This window comes from Actinoplanes sp. NPDC020271, assembly GCF_044388125.1.
In the GTDB taxonomy this organism is placed as follows: domain Bacteria; phylum Actinomycetota; class Actinomycetes; order Mycobacteriales; family Micromonosporaceae; genus Actinoplanes.
This window is the reverse complement of record NZ_JBIRWQ010000005.1, coordinates 416,979-434,225: the sequence shown is the minus strand read 5'-3', so window position 1 is coordinate 434,225 and position 17,247 is coordinate 416,979. Positions and strand designations below refer to the sequence as shown.

General features: G+C 71.6%; 17 protein-coding genes. 10 read left to right on the top strand and 7 right to left on the bottom strand.

Going from position 1 to position 17,247, the window contains the following annotated elements; genetic code table 11:
- Nucleotides 1–80 precede the first annotated feature (80 nt).
- Nucleotides 81–827: an ATPase gene (locus tag ACH442_RS14790; RefSeq protein ID WP_396338513.1), complete on the top strand. Its 747-nt coding sequence runs from the start codon at nt 81–83 to the stop codon at nt 825–827.
- Here the strand turns inward: ACH442_RS14790 and ACH442_RS14785 are convergent.
- The 3 genes from ACH442_RS14785 to ACH442_RS14775 all read right to left on the bottom strand — a co-directional run bounded on the left by ACH442_RS14785 (nt 803) and on the right by ACH442_RS14775 (nt 5,945).
- Complete coding sequence (locus tag ACH442_RS14785; protein WP_396338512.1) at nt 803–3,904, bottom strand: GH92 family glycosyl hydrolase; 3,102 nt, start codon at nt 3,902–3,904, stop codon at nt 803–805. The genes ACH442_RS14790 and ACH442_RS14785 overlap by 25 nt on opposite strands.
- Before the next feature lie 113 nt (nt 3,905–4,017).
- Nucleotides 4,018–4,674, bottom strand: coding sequence for a response regulator (locus ACH442_RS14780; RefSeq protein WP_396338511.1), 657 nt, complete (start codon nt 4,672–4,674; stop codon nt 4,018–4,020).
- Nucleotides 4,671–5,945 (bottom strand): sensor histidine kinase, encoded by a 1,275-nt coding sequence (locus ACH442_RS14775; RefSeq protein ID WP_396338510.1) that lies wholly within the window; start codon nt 5,943–5,945, stop codon nt 4,671–4,673. Before ACH442_RS14775 ends, ACH442_RS14780 begins: the two co-directional genes overlap by 4 nt.
- Before the next feature lie 130 nt (nt 5,946–6,075).
- On the opposite strand from ACH442_RS14775, the gene ACH442_RS14770 reads away from it, so the two are divergent.
- Genes ACH442_RS14770 through ACH442_RS14750 form a run of 5 tightly spaced genes read left to right on the top strand, consistent with a single transcriptional unit; the run spans nt 6,076 to nt 9,955 of the window.
- On the top strand, nt 6,076–6,621 hold the full coding sequence (locus tag ACH442_RS14770; RefSeq protein ID WP_396338509.1) for a hypothetical protein: 546 nt from the start codon (nt 6,076–6,078) through the stop codon (nt 6,619–6,621).
- On the top strand, nt 6,618–7,700 hold the full coding sequence (locus ACH442_RS14765; protein ID WP_396338508.1) for an HlyD family efflux transporter periplasmic adaptor subunit: 1,083 nt from the start codon (nt 6,618–6,620) through the stop codon (nt 7,698–7,700). Before ACH442_RS14770 ends, ACH442_RS14765 begins: the two co-directional genes overlap by 4 nt.
- Complete coding sequence (locus ACH442_RS14760; RefSeq protein ID WP_396338507.1) at nt 7,697–8,383, top strand: ABC transporter ATP-binding protein; 687 nt, start codon at nt 7,697–7,699, stop codon at nt 8,381–8,383. Before ACH442_RS14765 ends, ACH442_RS14760 begins: the two co-directional genes overlap by 4 nt.
- Nucleotides 8,380–9,564: an ABC transporter permease gene (locus ACH442_RS14755; protein WP_396338506.1), complete on the top strand. Its 1,185-nt coding sequence runs from the start codon at nt 8,380–8,382 to the stop codon at nt 9,562–9,564. Before ACH442_RS14760 ends, ACH442_RS14755 begins: the two co-directional genes overlap by 4 nt.
- Nucleotides 9,565–9,607: 43 nt before the next feature.
- Nucleotides 9,608–9,955: a hypothetical protein gene (locus tag ACH442_RS14750; protein ID WP_396338505.1), complete on the top strand. Its 348-nt coding sequence runs from the start codon at nt 9,608–9,610 to the stop codon at nt 9,953–9,955.
- Nucleotides 9,956–9,995: 40 nt separating this feature from the next.
- Here the strand turns inward: ACH442_RS14750 and ACH442_RS14745 are convergent, their stop codons facing one another.
- The 4 genes from ACH442_RS14745 to ACH442_RS14730 all read right to left on the bottom strand — a co-directional run bounded on the left by ACH442_RS14745 (nt 9,996) and on the right by ACH442_RS14730 (nt 14,258).
- Complete coding sequence (locus ACH442_RS14745) at nt 9,996–10,517, bottom strand: hypothetical protein (protein WP_396338504.1); 522 nt, start codon at nt 10,515–10,517, stop codon at nt 9,996–9,998.
- 350 nt (nt 10,518–10,867) lie between these two features.
- A complete protein-coding gene (locus tag ACH442_RS14740; protein ID WP_396338503.1) occupies nt 10,868–11,878 on the bottom strand; it encodes an alpha/beta hydrolase in 1,011 nt (336 codons plus the stop codon).
- A complete protein-coding gene (locus ACH442_RS14735) occupies nt 11,875–12,513 on the bottom strand; it encodes a hypothetical protein (RefSeq protein WP_396338502.1) in 639 nt (212 codons plus the stop codon). The genes ACH442_RS14740 and ACH442_RS14735 overlap by 4 nt, the downstream gene beginning before the upstream one ends.
- On the bottom strand, nt 12,510–14,258 hold the full coding sequence (locus ACH442_RS14730) for a phosphatidylglycerol lysyltransferase domain-containing protein (RefSeq protein WP_396338501.1): 1,749 nt from the start codon (nt 14,256–14,258) through the stop codon (nt 12,510–12,512). Before ACH442_RS14730 ends, ACH442_RS14735 begins: the two co-directional genes overlap by 4 nt.
- Before the next feature lie 169 nt (nt 14,259–14,427).
- Here ACH442_RS14730 and ACH442_RS14725 point away from each other — a divergent pair, with 169 nt between their 5' ends.
- From ACH442_RS14725 to ACH442_RS14710, 4 genes are all read left to right on the top strand, one after another.
- The gene (locus ACH442_RS14725; RefSeq protein WP_396338500.1) at nt 14,428–14,991 is read left to right on the top strand and encodes a hypothetical protein; all 564 of its coding nucleotides are present in this window, start codon (nt 14,428–14,430) and stop codon (nt 14,989–14,991) included.
- 232 nt (nt 14,992–15,223) lie between these two features.
- Entirely contained in the window at nt 15,224–15,688 is a 465-nt protein-coding gene (locus ACH442_RS14720) for a glutathione peroxidase (RefSeq protein ID WP_396338499.1), read from the top strand.
- A gap of 2 nt (nt 15,689–15,690) precedes the next feature.
- Nucleotides 15,691–16,413 (top strand): molybdopterin-dependent oxidoreductase, encoded by a 723-nt coding sequence (locus ACH442_RS14715; RefSeq protein WP_396338498.1) that lies wholly within the window; start codon nt 15,691–15,693, stop codon nt 16,411–16,413.
- Entirely contained in the window at nt 16,394–16,993 is a 600-nt protein-coding gene (locus ACH442_RS14710; RefSeq protein WP_396338497.1) for a cytochrome b/b6 domain-containing protein, read from the top strand. Before ACH442_RS14715 ends, ACH442_RS14710 begins: the two co-directional genes overlap by 20 nt.
- Nucleotides 16,994–17,247: the final 254 nt, after the last annotated feature.

The following is a 17,247-nucleotide window of genomic DNA, read 5'->3' as shown; positions in this document are numbered from 1 at the left end:
GACCGTTGACCAGCGGGGCCGACGGTGGGTAAGGGACCGAATTGAGAACCGCTACGGAACGTGATCAGGTAACCGGCGTCATGACCGTCCGGCTGGCCGGCCGACTGGCGCTGGTGTCGGCGGCGCTCGTGCACGACGTGATCGGCAAGGCGGCCGCGGAGTGTCCGGTCGCCGTCGTGATCGATCTCGAGCTCCTGGAACTGGCGGATCCGGGGCTGCTCAGCATCTTCGCGACCGCGTCCCGGCTGGCGCAGGGGCGGTGGGGTGTGCCGGTGCTGCTCTACGGTGCGGACGCCGAGATCTACCGGGAGCTGGGCGTCTTCCGCAGCTTCGTGTCCCTGCACAGGGACCGGTGGCAGGCGCTGGAGGCGGTGCGCGACTTCGTCCCGCGGTGGCGCCGGCACCGTCTGGAACCCGACCCGACGAGCGTCAGGGTCGCTCGCGCCTCGGTCGGCGAGGCGTGCCTGTGGTGGGACTTGCGGCACGTCGCGGACGAGGCCCGGCTGATCGTCTCCGAGCTGGTGACCAACGCGATCGTGCACGCCGGGACGCAGTTCGACGTGATGGTGTCGTACACCGGTCGCTTCCTGCGGATCGCCGTTCAGGACGGGAGTTTCGCGATGCCCCGGATCACCGAGTCGCCGGATGACGCATCGGGGTGGGGTCTGCGACTGGTCACGCAGACCAGCAGGCACTGGGGAGCGGTCGGACTGCCGACCGGCAAGATCGTCTGGGCGTTGCTCGTCACCCGGCCCGTGACGGCCGGCTGGGAGGAGGTCCAGCCGGCCGTCACCGGTTCGGGTCAGGCCCGTACGTCGAACTCGTAGATGCGGGCCGCGGTGTTGCCGTCGTTCGCCGGGGTGACGACGTTGAGCCGGACGTAACGGGCGTCCGCGTCGATCGTCGTCGTGGTGCTGTCGGCGGTGTTGCCGCGCACCTGCGCCCGGGTCGTCCACGTCGTGCCGTCGGTGGAGGTCAGCACGTCGAAGTCCCGGGTGTTCCAGGACGGGTATTCACCGCCGGCACCGGCGTGCCGGATCACCACCGACCCGACGTGTCTGGTGCTGCCCAGGTCGGTCTGCAGCCACTTGCTCGCGCCGGTGGAGCACCACTTGTCGTTCCAGCCGCCGAGCCAGCTGCCGTTGACCGCCTTGTCCGCGCCCTCGGTCGCGCCGCAGGTGGAGTCGGCACTGGCCGGGCGGGTCAGGGCCAGGTCGGTGGGGGCGCTGCTCGATCCGTACACCTCCAGCTCGTAGATCCGGGCGGCGGTGCTGCCGTCGTTGGCCGGGGTGGTCACGTCGAGCCGGACGTAGCGCGCGGTGCGAGCCGGGATCGGCGCGTAGGTGCGGCTTGCCCGGGCCGAACCGACCGTGACCGCGTTCGACCAGGTCGCGTTGTCGGTGCTGGTGGCGATCGTGAACGCGCCGGTGTTCCAGTTCGTCCGTTCACCGCCGAGCCCGGCGTGCTTGACGACGAACGACGACACGTTCTGCGCGGAGCCGAGGTCGACGCTCAGGGTGCGCGGGGTTGCGCCCGTACACCATTTGCTGTTGTCCTTGAGGATGCCGTCGACCGCCTTGGCCGGGGTCTCCGAGGTGCTGCAGGACGCCGCGCCGCCGGTGATCGGCTTGTTGAGGGCCAGGTCCGGCCCGAGGTCGGGCTCAGCCGGCGGCTGCTGGGCGCCGTCGCCGAAGCTGGGCGGCACGTCGGTGGCGCCGGTCCCCCAGGTGCCGGGTGAGGTTCCCATCCCGTACGCGATCGTCCCGCCCGAAGCGATGTCCGGGTACCGCAGGTAGGTGTGGCTCGTCGTGCTGCCGTTGACCGCAAGTGATTGCACGTAACGGCTCGTCGCGCTGCCTCCGGTGATCGTGATCTTGCCGGTCGGCCGCTGGATGACCGCCTGCGGGAAGAGGCCACCGTGCACCGCCAGGGTGTCGGCGCCGGGAGTGACCGGGTAGAGGCCGAGGGCCGACCAGACGTACCACGAGCTGGTCGCGCCGAGGTCGTCGTTGCCGGGCAGCCCGCCGGCGCCGGTGGTGAACGATTCGCTCATCACGCGCCGGACGGCGTCCGAGGCACCGGCCGGCTTACGCGCGTAGTCGTAGGTCCACGGCACGTTGTGCTCGGGCTCGTTGCCGACGTAGTAGTACGGCCGCGACAGCCCGCCGTTGAGCTCGGTGAAGTGGTGATCAAGCCGCTGCACGGCGGTGCCCGGGCCGCCCATCAGCGTGACCAGCGCACCCAGGTTGTGCGGCACCATCCACGTGTACTGCGCGGCGTTGCCCTCGGTGTAGGGGCTCTCCGTCGCCGGGTTCAGCGGCCACGCGAACGCGCCGTCACTGCCGCGGGTGTGGATGTAGGACGATTCGCCGTTGAAGAGGCTGCGCCAATACTGGGACTGCGTCGCATAGGTGTTGTAGCCGGCCGTGTCACCGAGCGCCTTCGCGAACCGGCTGATCGCGAAATCGCTCGACGCGTATTCCAGGGTCTCCGACGGGTTTCCCGGAATGAAATGATTGCTCTCGTAGGTGCCCCGGTTGCCGCGCAGCACGGTTCCCTGCGTGGTGCCGCCGGTGGCGCTCTTCTTCATCAGCGCCAGTGCCGCCGCGGTGTCGAAGTCGCGGACCCCGAACGCGTAGGCACTGGCCACGATGATCGGCCCCGGGTCGCCGGGCATCACGAAGTCCTCGACGCTCTGGTGCGACCATTTCGGCAGCAGGCCACCCTGCTGACCGTCGAGCACCATGGACTTGACGATGTCGGTCATCACGTCCGGCGCGATCAGCGCGGTCAGCGACGCCCACGACCGGTAGATGTCCCAGCCCGAATAGTTCTGGTAGACCGGATGCGTGGCGGAGTGCACGACGCCGTCGAATCCCATGTACTGCCCGTTGGTGTCACTGGCGACGTTCGGGTTCATCAGCACGTGATAAAGCGCGGTGTAGAACTTCTGCAGATCGGTCGTCCCGCCCCCGGTCACCTGAACACGGTTCAGGGCAGAATTCCAGGACCCCAGAGCATTGGCGCGCACGTTCGCAAAACTGCCCGCCTCCGCGGTCGCATTGTTCTGCGCGTTGGCGACACTCACGAACGAGATGCCGATCGTCGCGTTCACGACGGCGTCGGCGGTGGTGTCGAAGGTGACGTACGCGCCCGCCTGACTCCCGCTGACGCTCGTGCCCCCGGCCGTCACGGTCCCGCGGTTGAACGTGCCGACGCCGGTCGGGGTGCGGTCGAACAGGATCGAGTAGTACATCTTGAACGTGCGCCCGCCGCAGAACCCGCCGGCCGTGTGCTCGCCCGAGACCCGGTTCCCGCTGATCGTCACGGTGCCGGCCCGGTCGCCGGTGGCCGAGCGCGACGCGTTGATCAGCACGCGCGCGGTGGTCGAGGCGGGATAGGTGAGCCGCAGCGCGCCGGTGCGGGTGGTGGCGCTCAGTTCGGCGTCCACGCCGTACTTGTCCAGGCGGTTCTTGTAGTAGCCGGGCGCCGCGGACTCGTTCGTCTTCGTGTAGGCGCTGGCGTAGGAGGTCCAGGCGCTGCCCGGCGAGGAGCCGAGGTTGCCGGTGATCGGCAGGAGCGGGATGTCCTCGTTGTTCGCGCAGCCGGCCCCGTTGAAATGGGTGAGGCTGAACGACTCGATGGTCCGGTCGGAGTCGCGGTAACCGGACGGCGAGCCGGTCGGGGTGTCCGGGCTGAACTGCACCATTCCGAACGGCACGGTGGCGCCGGGGAACGTGCTGCCGCCGGCGCCGCCGCCGACCGGGTTCGGTGAGTTGCTGTCGTCGGTCCCGACGAACGGGTTGACGTATCCGGTGAGGTCGAGGTCGGCGGCCAGGGCCGCTGATGGGATCGAGAGGGCCGCGGCGGTGAGGAGGGCCGCGGTCGCGAGGGCACGGATCATTGGTGCCGTCCCTTCGGACATGACATGGGACTGACAGCGTTGTCATAAGCATCAACCTATGTCAATATCCTTCGACGGTTCCGGAACCTGCGCGGCGGTTAGAGCCGCGGTGGTCAGGGATGGGCGAGGCCGCACTCGTAGCCGAGGATGACCGCCTGGACGCGGTCGCGCAGGTCCAGCTTGGCCAGGACGCGGCCCAGGTGGGTCTTCACGGTGCTCTCCGACAGGACCAGGACCGCGGCGATCTCGGCGTTGGACAGGCCGCGGGTGACCAGGGTCAGGACCTCCCGCTCGCGGGTGGTCAGCATCGCGAGGCGCCGGTCCGCGGCGGCCGGCTCCGGGGGTGTGCTGCCCAGGTAATGGGCGATCAGGCGGCGGGTGACGCTGGGGGCGGCGACCGACTCGCCGGCGGCGACGACCCGTACCGCGGAGATCAGGTCGGCGGCCAGGGCGTCCTTGAGGAGGAAGCCGCTGGCACCGGCCCGCAGCCCGGCGAGCACGTATTCGTCGAGGTCGAACGTGGTCAGGATGATCACTCGGGCGGGGTGCGGGCCGGTCCGGATGCGGCGGGTTGCCGTGATGCCGTCGAGGCCGGGCATGCGGACGTCCATCAGGACGACGTCGGGCCGGGTACGGGCGATCACGTCCAGGGCCTGCGCGCCGTCGGCGGCCTCGCCGACCACCTCCAGGTCGCCGGTCTCGTCGAGGACCAGGCGGAACCCGGTCCGGACCAGGGTCTGGTCGTCGACGAGCACGACCCGGACGGTCATCGGCCGACCGGCAGTGTCGCGGTGAGCCGGAACCCGGCCGGGTCGCCGCGCCCGGTCTCCAAGGTCCCGCCGAGCATCGCCACCCGTTCGGCGATGCCGCGCAGCCCGTTGCCGTGCTCTGCCCCGCCGAGCGCCGGGCCGGCTCCGTCGTCGGTCACCTCGACGCGCAGCCGCGACGGCGCGAAGCACAGGCCGACCCGCACGGCCGCGCCCGGCCCGGCGTGCTTGAGCGTGTTGGTGAGCGCTTCCTGCACGATCCGGTACGCCGACAGGTCCACCCCGGGCGGCACCACGTCGGGCACCCCGTCGACGTGCAGTTCGACCCGCATCCCGGCGTCCCGGAGCTGGTCGACGAGGGCCGGCACCGCACCGAGGCCGGGTTGCGGGGCGAGGTCGGCGGCCGGCTCGGTGCGGTTGGCGGCGAGCAGGCGGCGCATCTCGGCCAGGGACGAACGTCCGGTTTCGATCACGTGCTGCAGGGCGGTTGCGGTCCGTTCCGGGTGCCGGTCGAGGGCCGCGGCCGCGCCCTGCGCCTGCACCACCATCACGGACATGCCGTGGGCGACGACGTCGTGCAGTTCGCGGGTGATCCGGGCGCGTTCGGCGGCGACCGCGAGGGCGGCCCGTTGCTGCTGTTCCCGGGCCAGGTCGGCGGTCCGCTGTTCGAGCGTGGCCAGGTGCGCGCGGCGGCTGCGCATCCCGTCGCCGACGGCGAACGCGGCGACCAGGAGCAGCCACATCTCCAGCACGGCCTGGCTGCTGTCCATCGCGGCGTTCGCCCACGTCGTCGCGGTGGAGACCGTGGCCGCTTTCCCCGCGCCCGGCTTCATCGGCTCGGTGACCTGCATCTTGTCGGCCTTGGCGGCCCGCATGTCCGCGAGGTCGGTGCGGATCCGGCCGGTCAGCATCGCCGTCCAGGTCAGCAGCATGACGACAGCGAGCAGCGCGACGGCGACGCGGCGGCGCCGGGCCACGGTCGCGACCGTGTAGAGGACCAGCGGCAGCGCCAGGTCGAGCAGCTGGAACTTGGTCTGCAGCAGCAGGTGACCGGTCGTCCCGGCCGCGGTCAGGGCGAGCGCGAGCAGGGGACGCGATCGGCGGATCAACAGGCCGGCGACGATCAGCGCGGCGAGCAGCCACCAGGCGATGTCCACGGGGACGGTCGCACCGGTCTTCTGATCCCCCATCAGCAGGGACACGGTTCCGGGCCCGACGGTCAGCAGCATCAGCACCGCCGCGAGCACGGCGTCGGTTCGCAGGCGACGCAGCACGTTCCTCATCGTAGGAAGCGGATCGGCCGCCGTCGTCAGACTGAAGTGCTACATCGCTGGTGCCGCGGCCCGGGAGAAGTGCCGACCGCGGTAGGAGGTATTCGATCTCCACGGCCGCCAGGCTGAGGCCATGAACCGGACGACAACCACCACCATGCTGCTGTCTCTACTGGTCACGGCCGGGCTCGCCGGCTGTGGCAACCATCCGGCGCCGACCACCGCGCCCAGCTCCTCCGGGCTGCTCACGCTCGGCCAGGAGTGGGTGCAGTGCCTGCGCTCGCACGGCCTCACCCGGATGCCCGACGCGGAACTGTCCCAGGACGGCTACCTCGAATTCCCGTCCCGGGACTACGACTGGAAGAGCGACCTGGTCAAGCACCGGGACATCATCGACGCCTGCCAGTCCGTCGAGGATCGTTACCCGGCGAACGCGTTCCGGCCCAAGCAACAGTTCTCCGCCGACGACCTGCGCAAACTCGCCGCGTACGCGGATTGCGTCCGGAAGCACGGCATCCCCGCGTTCCCGGACCCGAACGCGGCCGGCGAGTTCGACCTCAGTGGAACGTCGCTCGCCGACGGCATCCCCGGGGCGCTGCGCGATCAGGCCGACGCCGCCTGCCACAGCGTCTGGGACGGCGCCGTCAAGATCACCGGCGGGGCGGGCGGGAAGAAATGAGCCGCCGAGCCGTGGCCCTCGCCGTCGCGGTGACCGCGCCGCTGGCCGCCGGGGTCGCCTGGGCGGTGCACTCCGAGCCGTCGGCCCCATCAGTTGCCGCGGCCGGGATCGCCACCGGGACGGCCACCGCGCACCGCGGCCGGCTCACCCAGACAACACAGGTCAGCGGCGAACTCGGTTGGTCCGGGTCGTACTCGATCGACCATCAGGGCCGGCCCGGCATCCTCACCGCCTCGGCCGCGCCGGACGCGACCATCGGTCGCGGCCAGATCCTCTACCGGGTGGCTGATCATCCCGTTCGCCTCCTGCTCGGCGTCGTGCCTGCCTTCCGCGATTTGGCGTACGGCGTGAGCGACGGCCCCGACGTCGGCCAGCTGGAGCGCAATCTGGCGGCGATGGGCTTCGACCCGGACCACCGGATGACCGTGGATCGCCACTTCAGCGCCGCCACCGCCGCGGCCATCCGCCGCTGGGAGGCGTCGCAGGGCCGACCGTCATGGCAGCGCACCGGCCGTCTTACCCAGGGCGATGTCGTGTTCCTGCCGGTGCCGGTGCGGATCACCGACCGGGAGTCCCGGGTCGGCACCGCGGTCAGTCCCGGGTCCACGGTGCTCACCGCCACGTCGACCGCCCGAGCCGTGATCGCGCAGGTCGACACGTCCGAGCTCGGCGCGATCCACGTCGGCGACCGGGTCGGCGTGGCCCTGCCGGACGCGGACCCGATCCCGGGGCGGGTGACCGAGATCGGTCCGGCCGCGAGCGTCCCGGCCGGCGACCGGGACGGCCCACCGGACGCGAACGCGGCCACCGTTCCGGTCACCGTCGCGGTCCGCCCGCCACGCGGCGTGACCCTCGGGGCGGCTCCCGTGACCGTGGACATCACCACCCGTACGCGGGAAGGAGTTCTTCTCGTGCCGATCGCCGCACTGCTCGCCCGGCCGGGCGGGGGCTACCAGGTGCGACTGGCCGGGGGCGCGTCCGCGCCGGTCGAGCCGGGCTGGTTCGACGAGGCCGGCGGGCAGGTGGAGATCCTCGACGGGCTCGCCGAGGGCCAGACCGTGGAGGTGCCGGCGACATGACCGCCGTCCTGGAACTGCGTGACGTCCACAAGGTCTACCCCGGTACGCCACCGGTCGCCTCCCTGCGCGGGGTCACCGTCACCGTGCACGCCGGTGACCTGGTCGCGGTGCTCGGCCCGTCCGGCTCCGGCAAGACCACCCTGCTGAACCTGGCCGCCGGGCTGGACCGCCCGTCGAGCGGCTCGGTGAGGATCGCCGGAGAACCGGTCGAACGGCTCGGCGACCGGCAGCTCTCCGCGGTGCGCGCGCACCGGCTCGGCGTCGTCTTCCAGCAGTTCGTCCTCCTCGAACGGCTCAGCGCGCTCGACAACGTCGCGACCGGCCTGCTCTACCGCGGGGTGCCCGCACCCGAACGCCGCCGGGCGGCCCGCGCCGCGCTGGACCGGGTCGGGCTCACGCACCGCGCCGAGTTCCCGGCCGCGCACCTGTCCGGCGGCGAACGCCAGCGGGTCGCGATCGCCCGTGCCCTGGTCGGCCGCCCCGCCGTCGTCCTCGCCGACGAGCCCACCGGCAACCTCGACTCGGCCGCCGGGGACAGCGTCGTCGACCTGCTGCACGAACTCAACGCCGACGGCGTGACGATCGTGGTGATCACCCACGACGAGCGGATCGCCGCGTCCATGCGCCGCCGCGTGTCGCTGCGCGACGGGCTCGTGGTCGCCGACACCGGGGACGCGTCGTGAAGTCGCGCCTGCGGTTCGCCGACCTGCTGCCGGTCAGCACGGCCGGGCTGCGCGCCCGCCCCGGCCGGACGTCGCTGTCGATCCTGGGCGTGGCGATCGGGATCGCGGCGATGGTGGCGGTGCTCGGCGTGACCCGGTCCAGCCAGGCCGACGTGCTGGCCCGGATCGACCGGGTCGGGACGAACCTGCTGACCGTCGCCAACGGCAAGACGATCCGCGGGGCCGAAGCCGAACTGCCGGTGACGGCGGGAGCGGCTATCGGCCGTACCGAAGGAGTGTTGTCCGTCGCGGCGACGGCCACCGTTCCGGAACACGTCTACCGCAACGACCGGATCCCGGCCGGTCGCACCGGCGGCCTCTCCGTGCGGGTCACCGACCCCGGGCTGCCCGGCACGCTCGACGCGTCGCTGCTGCACGGGCGCTTCCTGGACGCGGCCCTCGTGCATTATCCGGCAGTGGTGCTCGGCCACTACGCCGCCGGGGTGCTCGGCGTCGCCGACGTCACCGGCGGACCACAGGTGTGGATCGGCGGCCACTGGTTCAGCGTGGTCGGCATCCTCGCCCCCGTCGAACTCGCGCCCGAACTGGACACCGCGGCGTTGATCGGCGCGCCCGTCGCCGGCGAAGTCCTCGGTTACACCGGGCATCCGACCCGCATCTTCGTACGGGCGGAAACGTCCCGCACCGCCTACGTCGCCGGAATGCTCGGCCGCGCCGCCGACCCGGCCCACCCCGAAGAAGTCGCGGTGAGCCGGCCGTCCGAGGCGCTGACCGCCCGCATCGCGGTCACCGACGCGACCGCGGTCCTGCTGCTCGGCCTCGGAGCGGTCGCGCTGCTCGTCGGCGGCATCGGCATCGCCAACGTCCTGGTCATCTCGGTCCTCGAACGACGCGGCGAAATCGGCCTGCGGCGAGCCCTCGGCGCCACGCGCACCCACGTCGGCGCCCAGTTCCTCACCGAATCCGTGCTGCTCGGGGCGGGCGGGGGCGTTGCCGGGGTCATGCTGGGAAGCCTGCTCACCCTGGCGATGGCCACCGTACGCGGCTGGCCGACCCTGATCCCGGCCACCGCTGCCGGCGCGGCCCTGGTCGCGGCCGTGGTGATCGGCGCGTGCGCCGGCCTGTACCCGGCCTGGCGGGCCGCCCGCCTCTCCCCCACCGACGCCCTGCGCAGCACGTGATCGGACGCGAGGGAACCGTCGGCGGATCGCCGCCGGACCGTCCGTGAGCAGGACCGAGTTCCGCCGCTTCCCGGCCACCGGTGTCGCAGCCCTCGACCGGCAGGGCACCAGGATCGCGCTGGATGTGCAGCAGAGCGGCACGCCCGTGGAGGTCCACGATCTGACGAACGGGAACCTGGTCAACAGCATCTACCGGCTCAATTCGAGCCCGGCGATCTTCAGTGCGGATGGCACCGAGCCGATCGTTCCGGAGGGCGATGTGCTCGCGGATCACCCGCTGGGTGCCGACGTGGCACTCCGGCGGGTCTGCGACCTGGTCGGCCGGGATCTCACGCGAGCCGAATGGCAGACCTACGCGAGTGGCTTCCCGTACCGCCGGATCCGCGCGTGACCGACGGTCCTCCCCGACCCGGAGGAGGACCATCGGGGCATCAGCTCAGGTTGCAGGGCTCGGCGAGCGGCTCGACCCACTTGTTCATCTCGGGTTCGAGCTTGGAGTCGACGTCCTTGACCGTCTTGAACTTCGCGAAGAAGGTCTCGTCCTCGGCGGCGGCGTCCATGCGCTTCTGGACTTCCCGGCCGGCCGTGTTGATCTTCGGGTCCTTGGCTTTCGCGGTGAGGTCGGTCAGGCTCTTCGCCACCGCTTTGAGGTTCACACCCGCCGCGGCCTCGGCCTTCTTCGCCGCGCTGGTCTGCTTCGCCGTGGTGTAGCCGATGCGCTCGCCCAGCTTCTCGCCGAACGCCTCCATCTTCTTGCCGCTCAGCAGGGCGACGACCGCGTCACAGGTCTTGCTGGTGTCGGCCGAGTAGTCGACGGATGGGCTGGGCGCCGCGGCGGCCGCCTTCGTCGCGGCGGGCGCCGCGGCCTCGGTGCCGGCGTCGGTGCTGCTGCCGCAGGCGGTAGCGGTGAGCAGCAGCGCGCCGGTGGTGGCGGCCAGGATTACGCGCTTCATGAGGTGGATCCCCGCACTTTCAGAAAGATCAAGTCGAGGAAATATAGACGAGCCGGCATCGGTGCCGACAGCCAGCCCTTCGTGCCGGCACAGGCACACGATCGGCTCACCGACCACCTCAAAAGCGGCTTTTCTGACTCGGCCGCGCGGCCGGAAACGGGCTGAGCAATCCGTCACGTGGCCGCGCGCCCGGAAACGGGCTGAGCAACCCGTCACGGTGGCCGCACACCCGGAAACGGGCTGAGCAACCCGTCACGGTGGCCGCGCGGCCGGAAACGGGCTGAGCAACCCGTCACGGTGGCCGCGCGGCCGGAAACGGGCTGAACAGCCGGTAACGGTCGCGCGGCCGGTCAGCCGGGAAGAGGCCGGGCCAGATGCGCGGAGAGCCAGTCGAAGGCCGGGCTCTCCATCTGCCGCCACACCGCGAGGCTGTGACCGCCGTGCGGCACGATCGCCGTCGTCACGCTCAGCGGTTCCCGGCCGAGCCGGGCGATGCGCCGCGAACCGTCGCGCGCGGCGTGGTCGTCGTCGGCCCAGCCGACCCACAGGGCGATCGGCGGCTGCGGCCGGTGCGCCAGCTGCCACGCGACGTTGTTGCTGGTCCGCTCGCTGCGGTCGCCGACTTTGATGCCGGGGTCGGCGTATCCGGACAGGCTCGCCGCGGCGGCGTACCGGTCGGGGTGCCGCAGGGCCAGGTTCATCGCGCAGAAGCCTCCGGCGGAGAAGCCGGCCAGACCCCAGGCGCTCGGTTCCGTCCGCACCCGCAGATTCTTCAGAGCCCATTCCGGTACGTCGTGGGTCAGATACGTCTCGGCCTGCGGTCCACCGGTGAGGTTCGTGCACTCGGTGTCGACCAGGCGCTGCGGCGTCAGATACGGCAGCAGTACGACGGTGGGTGACATCCGTCCCGCCGTGATCTCCCGGTTCAGGTGCCCGGCGATGTCGAGCCGCTCGGTCCACGTGTTCGGCGCGCCCGGATAGCCGTGCAACGCCTCGATCACGGGGAACCGCAGGTCGGGCCGGCTGGCGTAGGCCGCGGGCAGGTACACGCCCATCGGCATGCTGATGCCGCTGGACGGGCCGTTCACGACGTACCAGATGATCCGTCCTTGACCGGAGACACCGGCGGATGAGGACGTCGTCACGGACGCCGCGCCGACCAGGTCGCCCCAGCTCGGGTAGGTCTCGGTGAGGCGGTTGACCTGCAGCGCCGCCGCCGCGGTGACGCCGAGCACGACACCGGTGATCAGCACCGACCGGCCCCGCCAGCGGATCCGGTGCCAGAGCAGGGCCAGCGTCACCGTCGCCAGCAGCACGAATCCGACGGTGACCGCGATCGTCGAGGACGCGTCGATCTTCACGACGGCAGCTTCCGCGGGGCGGCCAGCGGCGCCGGGAGTTGCCGCGCGGCCTCGTCGAACGAGCCCAGCGCGCGGCGGCCCGGCCAGGTCTCGCCCGGCCCGGCGACCACCGCGAACGTGTCCGCGGCGCGGAAGTCGCGGCCCAGCTCGGCCGGCACCGCGGCCAGCGACTCGGCACTCGTCTGCCCGCTCGGCGCGAGGACGACCGAGAGCACCCCCTCGGTCGGCTTCGGCGCGACCCCGGTCAGCACGATGACCACGGGGAAGGTCCGATCCGGATACTCCAGATAGTCGGGCGGCACGACGACCGCCGGCGTGGCGGTCAGGTGCCAGCCCTCGGAGCCGGCCGGGTTCCACGGGATCGTCGCGCCGGCGGTCAGCGAATCGTCGAGGCGCCCGGCGGTCGGGGCGGTCACCACCGAGATGTCGGGTGTGCCGCCGAGCGCCTTCCAGGACGGGTAGAAGCGCGCCTCCCGGTTCACGATCAGTCCGGTCTCGGCCACGACCAGCACCTCCAGCAGGATCAGGCCCACGATGCGGATCGGCAGGTGCCGCCACCAGCGCACGGTCGCGACGACCGCGGCGATCGTCAGCGTCCCGGCGAGCAGGATCAGTGGCAGCCCGGTCAGCCTCACGCGGCCATCTCGGGGTGCCGGGCCCCCGAGGCGATCTCGGCCGGTGCGCCCGGCACCGGCAGGAACGACTCGGCGCTCAGCGCCGCGATGGCGATGCGGGGCAGGTCCCGCGCCGACGGGAAGCAGAGGAAACGTGGCTGCCAGTCCGGCAGGTACTTGGCGTTCGCCCGGTACAGCGACTCGATCTGCCACAGCCGGGAGGCGGCCCGCAGGATCCGCGACCACATCCGGATGACCGGCCCGGCGCCGAGTTCCTCGGCCCGGGCGAAAACCGATCGCAGCACGGCGAAGTTCAGTGAGATCCGCTGGACGCCCACGGTCCGCGCGGTCTCGATCGCGGCGACGACCATCAGCTCGGTCAGGCCGTTCGGCGCGGTCCGGTCGCCGCGCATCAGGTCCAGCGACAGGCCACGACGCCCCCACGGCACGAAGTGCAGCAGCCCGCGCAGCACGCCGGTCTCGTCGCGGCAGAGCACCAGCAGGCAGTCGCCGTCGGCCGGGTCGCCCAGCCGGGACAACGCCATCGAATAGCCGCGCTCGACCTTGCCGTCCCGGAGGGCGTCGGCGCAGCTCACCGCCTCGGCCAGGACCTCCGGGGACAGGTCGCTCTGACGGCTGACCGTGCACGTGAAACCGGCCCGGCGCATCCGGCCGACGGCCTGCCGCACCCCGCGCATCGCGCGCCCGTCCAGCGAGAAACCGGCCGGGTCGACAATCGCCTCATCGCCCAGTTCGATCACGTCAAGACCCGATTTGCGGTACGCCTTGCCGCCGCTCGTGCCGCAGGCCAGCACCGCCGGGGTCCACCCGTGGGCAGCGCAGTCGGCGAGCCACTGGCCGATCGCCCGTGGCCATTCCGACGGTGGGCCGATCGGGTCACCCGAGGCCAGGCTCACCCCGTTGATCACCCGGTACGCGATGGCGGCCTTCCCCGACGGTGCCCAGACCAACTGCTTGTCACTGCGCAGCGCGAAATAGCCGAGGGAGTCGCCGTCGCCGTAGCGGTCCAGCATCTCCCGCAGCCGGGCCCGGTCAGCGGCGGCCGTGCGCGCGACACACGCGCCGGAGCTGGGACGCAGCAGCAGAAGCGCGCCCGACGCGAAGGCGAGCAGCCCGAACGCGCCGGTGGTGATCGACACGGTGAGCCCGCCCAGCGGCGACCGGAAATGCACCGGGCCGGTCACCCCGATCAGGCCCAGCGCCGCATGCTCGGCCCAGGTGAGCACACCCGGACTGCCGTCGAGGTGATTGACGCGTACCGCGATCTCGGTGATGCCCAGCGCGAAGCCGGCACCGAGGAACGTCACGCAGGCGCGCAGGGCCCGCCACCGGTTACGCCGGTCGCCCACCGCGGTGAAGTCGTCACGCCGCGCCACCAGCAGCGCGGCGATGCCACCGGCGAAGATCGTCGGCACCAGGCCGCCCTTGATCGCGTGCAGGCCGACCCCGATCAACGACAGGACCAGCGCCAGCTGCCAGGCCCGGCGCTTGCCCCGGCGCAGACCCGAACCCAGGTAGACCAGCAGCACGCCGACGACCGCGGCCGCCACCCGGGCGGTGATCAGCCCCGCGGTCGGGATCATGTGCGCCAGCAGCGAGAAATGCTGATGCCGGGGCGGCAGCACGGAGAAGATCGCACTGACCGCACCGACGAACTGCACCAGCCGCGCCACGACCCGCCGCGACGACGGCGGCCGCACCCACCGCGGCGAAACGTCCTCGCGCGTGTCCCCCGTGATCGACATCCGTTCTTCCTCCCCCGTAGCGCTGCCTCGTGAGCATGCCGAGCGCATGCAAGTCATCCTGCTCGGCGGGCGCCAGGGAGCCATCCGTCCAAGGTCTATGCCCGGGACGTGGCACTACGACTTTCGGCCGAGACAGCAGGTCCGCCGTAGGCAATGGCACACTGGCGCGGTGAGGGACTGGTCTTACTACGGTGCCGCCCACCGCTACGACATCCACGGCGACCCCGACGCCGAGCAGCGCTGCACCGAGGTGATGCGCGAACTGCGGTCGGCGGGCGACGAGGACGAGTTGCGGCGCCGGGCCGACGCCGGCGACCGATGCGCATTCATCGCTCTGCTCGAGATCCTGGTCGACGCCGACCGGCTCGATGAGCTGCGGGCCAGGCAGGAAGCGGGGGACGACCGGGCCGGCGCGACCCTCCTGGAAGTGCTGGTCCGGCAGGAGCGCGAGGACGAACTCCGTGACGAGGTCGCCGCCGGCCACGACGTCATGTGGCTGCTGGACTATCTCAGCGAGCGGGGGCGGGCCGACGATGCACTCGCCGCTCTGCGGCAGTGGGCCGAGGCGCATCCGGAGCTGGACCGGCTGGCGCACGCGCGGCGCCTCGACCTGTTGATGGCCCACGGTCGTGTGGACGAGGTCCGCCGAGCCGCCGAGTCCGGCGACCACACAGCCGTCCGACGCATGCGCGACCTGTCCCGGCGCACAGCCGCCGAAATGCCCGGAGCCTGATGACGTCAGTGCCGGCCTGAGCCGTATCGTTCGGCGAGCGCGCCGCCGATCGAAGGACTGACCGCATTCGCGCCGGACCTGGAAGTGGTCGTCCGGACTGCGGTCATTGGATCCAGCAGGAGAAGCCGGACGAAACGACCGAGGCAATGCTGAACTGGCTGGCCCGGCGGGATTCGGGCGCCGGGGTTCTGCAGTACGGTTGCGCGAGCCCTCGCCTCGACAAGGAGTCCGCATGACTGTCCATGACTTCACCGTCAGCACGGCCGACGGTGCGAAGCAGCCGCTGAGTGACTACGCCGGCCGGGTTCTGCTCATCGTCAACGTGGCGAGCAGATGCGGCATGACCCCGCAGTATGCCGGGTTGGAGGCGTTGCACCGCGAGTTCGGCGAGCGGGGCCTGCAGGTGCTCGGGTTCCCGTGCAACCAGTTCGGCGGGCAGGAGCCGGGCACCGACGAGGAGATCCAGGAGTTCTGCTCGGTCAACTACGGTGTGACGTTCCCGGTCTTCGCCAAGGTGGACGTGAACGGGCCGGAGGCCGCGCCGCTCTACGAGTTCCTGCGGGCGCAGGACGGTGGCGACGTGCGGTGGAACTTCACGAAGTTCCTGGTCGGGCGGGACGGGGCGGTGCTCCGGCGGTATGAGCCGAACGTCACCCCGGAGGAGATCGGCAAGGATCTGACCGAGGTTCTGGGCTGACGATGGCGGCGGACGAGCGCGGGGGCACACCGGTCGGGCGGCGGGTCGTCCTCGGTGTGCTCGCGCTCGGGGCTGCCGGGGTCGCCGTCGGCGCGCGGGTGCAGAAAGCCACCGACGGGGTGCTCGCCACGGTCAGCAGCAAGGATCCGACCGGGTTGACCGGGCTGCTCCCGGGTGGGGGTGGCTTCCGCTTCTACTCGGTCGCGTCGAGCGTGCCGCACCGGTCCGCGGACGAGTACCGGCTGACGGTGGACGGGCTGGTCGAGCGGCCCACGGCGTACACCCTGAAGCAGTTGAGAAGTGAGATGCCGAGCACTCGCCTGGTGCGGGACGTCCAGTGCGTGACCGGCTGGCGCGTGCCGCAGACCGCGTTCACCGGTGTCCTGCTCGGCGATCTGCTGACCGCGGCCGGTGTCCGGCCGGAGGCGACGGCGCTGCGGTTCACCTGCTTCGACGGGGTCTACACCGAGAGTCTGACGCTGGAGCAGGCGCGGCGGCCGGACATGCTCGTCGCCCACAGCATGCGGGACGAGCCGATCACCGACGCGCACGGCGGCCCGGTCCGGTTGTATGCCGCGCCGATGTACTTCTACAAGTCGGCGAAGTGGCTGGCCGGGATCACGGTCACCGACGAGGTCACTCCCGGGTACTGGGAGAGGCGCGGTTACGACGTCGACGGCTGGGTCGGCCGCTCGAACGGGCGTGATGACCATCCCACCTCGTGACGGGTCGCGGCGGCGCTTCACCGTCGCCGAGCGCTGGATTCATCGATCAACCGCAGGCTTGTTGGGTACGACCTTGATCACCGCCGCGTTCCTCTACCTGCCGATGCTGAGCGAGTTGGCCGGCCGGCGCTACCTGCTCGTCACCGTGCACGAATGGTCGGGCATCGCGGCGCCCGTCCCGGTGCTCGCCGGGCTGCTGTCCCGGGCGTTCCGCGCCGACCTCGCCCGGCTGAACCGTTTCGGTCAGCACGATCGCGGCTGGTGGCGGGCGGCGCTGCGCCGGCGCCCGCACCCGTCGGGCAAGTTCAACGCCGGCCAGAAGCTGTACGCGTCGCTGCTCGCCGGTGGCACGCTCGTCATGATCGGCACCGGGCTGATCCTGTGGTTCCCCCGGCTGGCGCCGCTGGTCTACCGCACCGGGGCGACGTTCGTCCACGACTGGGGTGCGCTGCTGCTGGGGGCGCTGGTCGCCGGCCACATCGGGAAGGCGTCCAACGATCCGGAGGCGCGGGCCGGGCTGCGCACCGGTTTCGTCTCCGACGCCTGGGCCCGCCGCCACCACGAACTCTGGGAGGAATAGCTCCCGCCCTGGTCACCGCCCGCGGTCGACCCTCGCAGCACGGTGCGGACCTGGCCGACCGGCAGAGGCGCATCACCGCTGCGGCAGCACCCCTGCCACCCAGCCGAGCGCGAGGCCGGCCGGCAGAGGCGCATCACCCCGGCGGCAGCACCCCTGCCACCCAGCCGAGCGCGAGGCCGGCCGGCAGAGGCGCATCACCCCGGCGGCAGCACCCCTGCCACCCAGCCGCGCGCGAGGCCGGCCGTCAGAGGCGC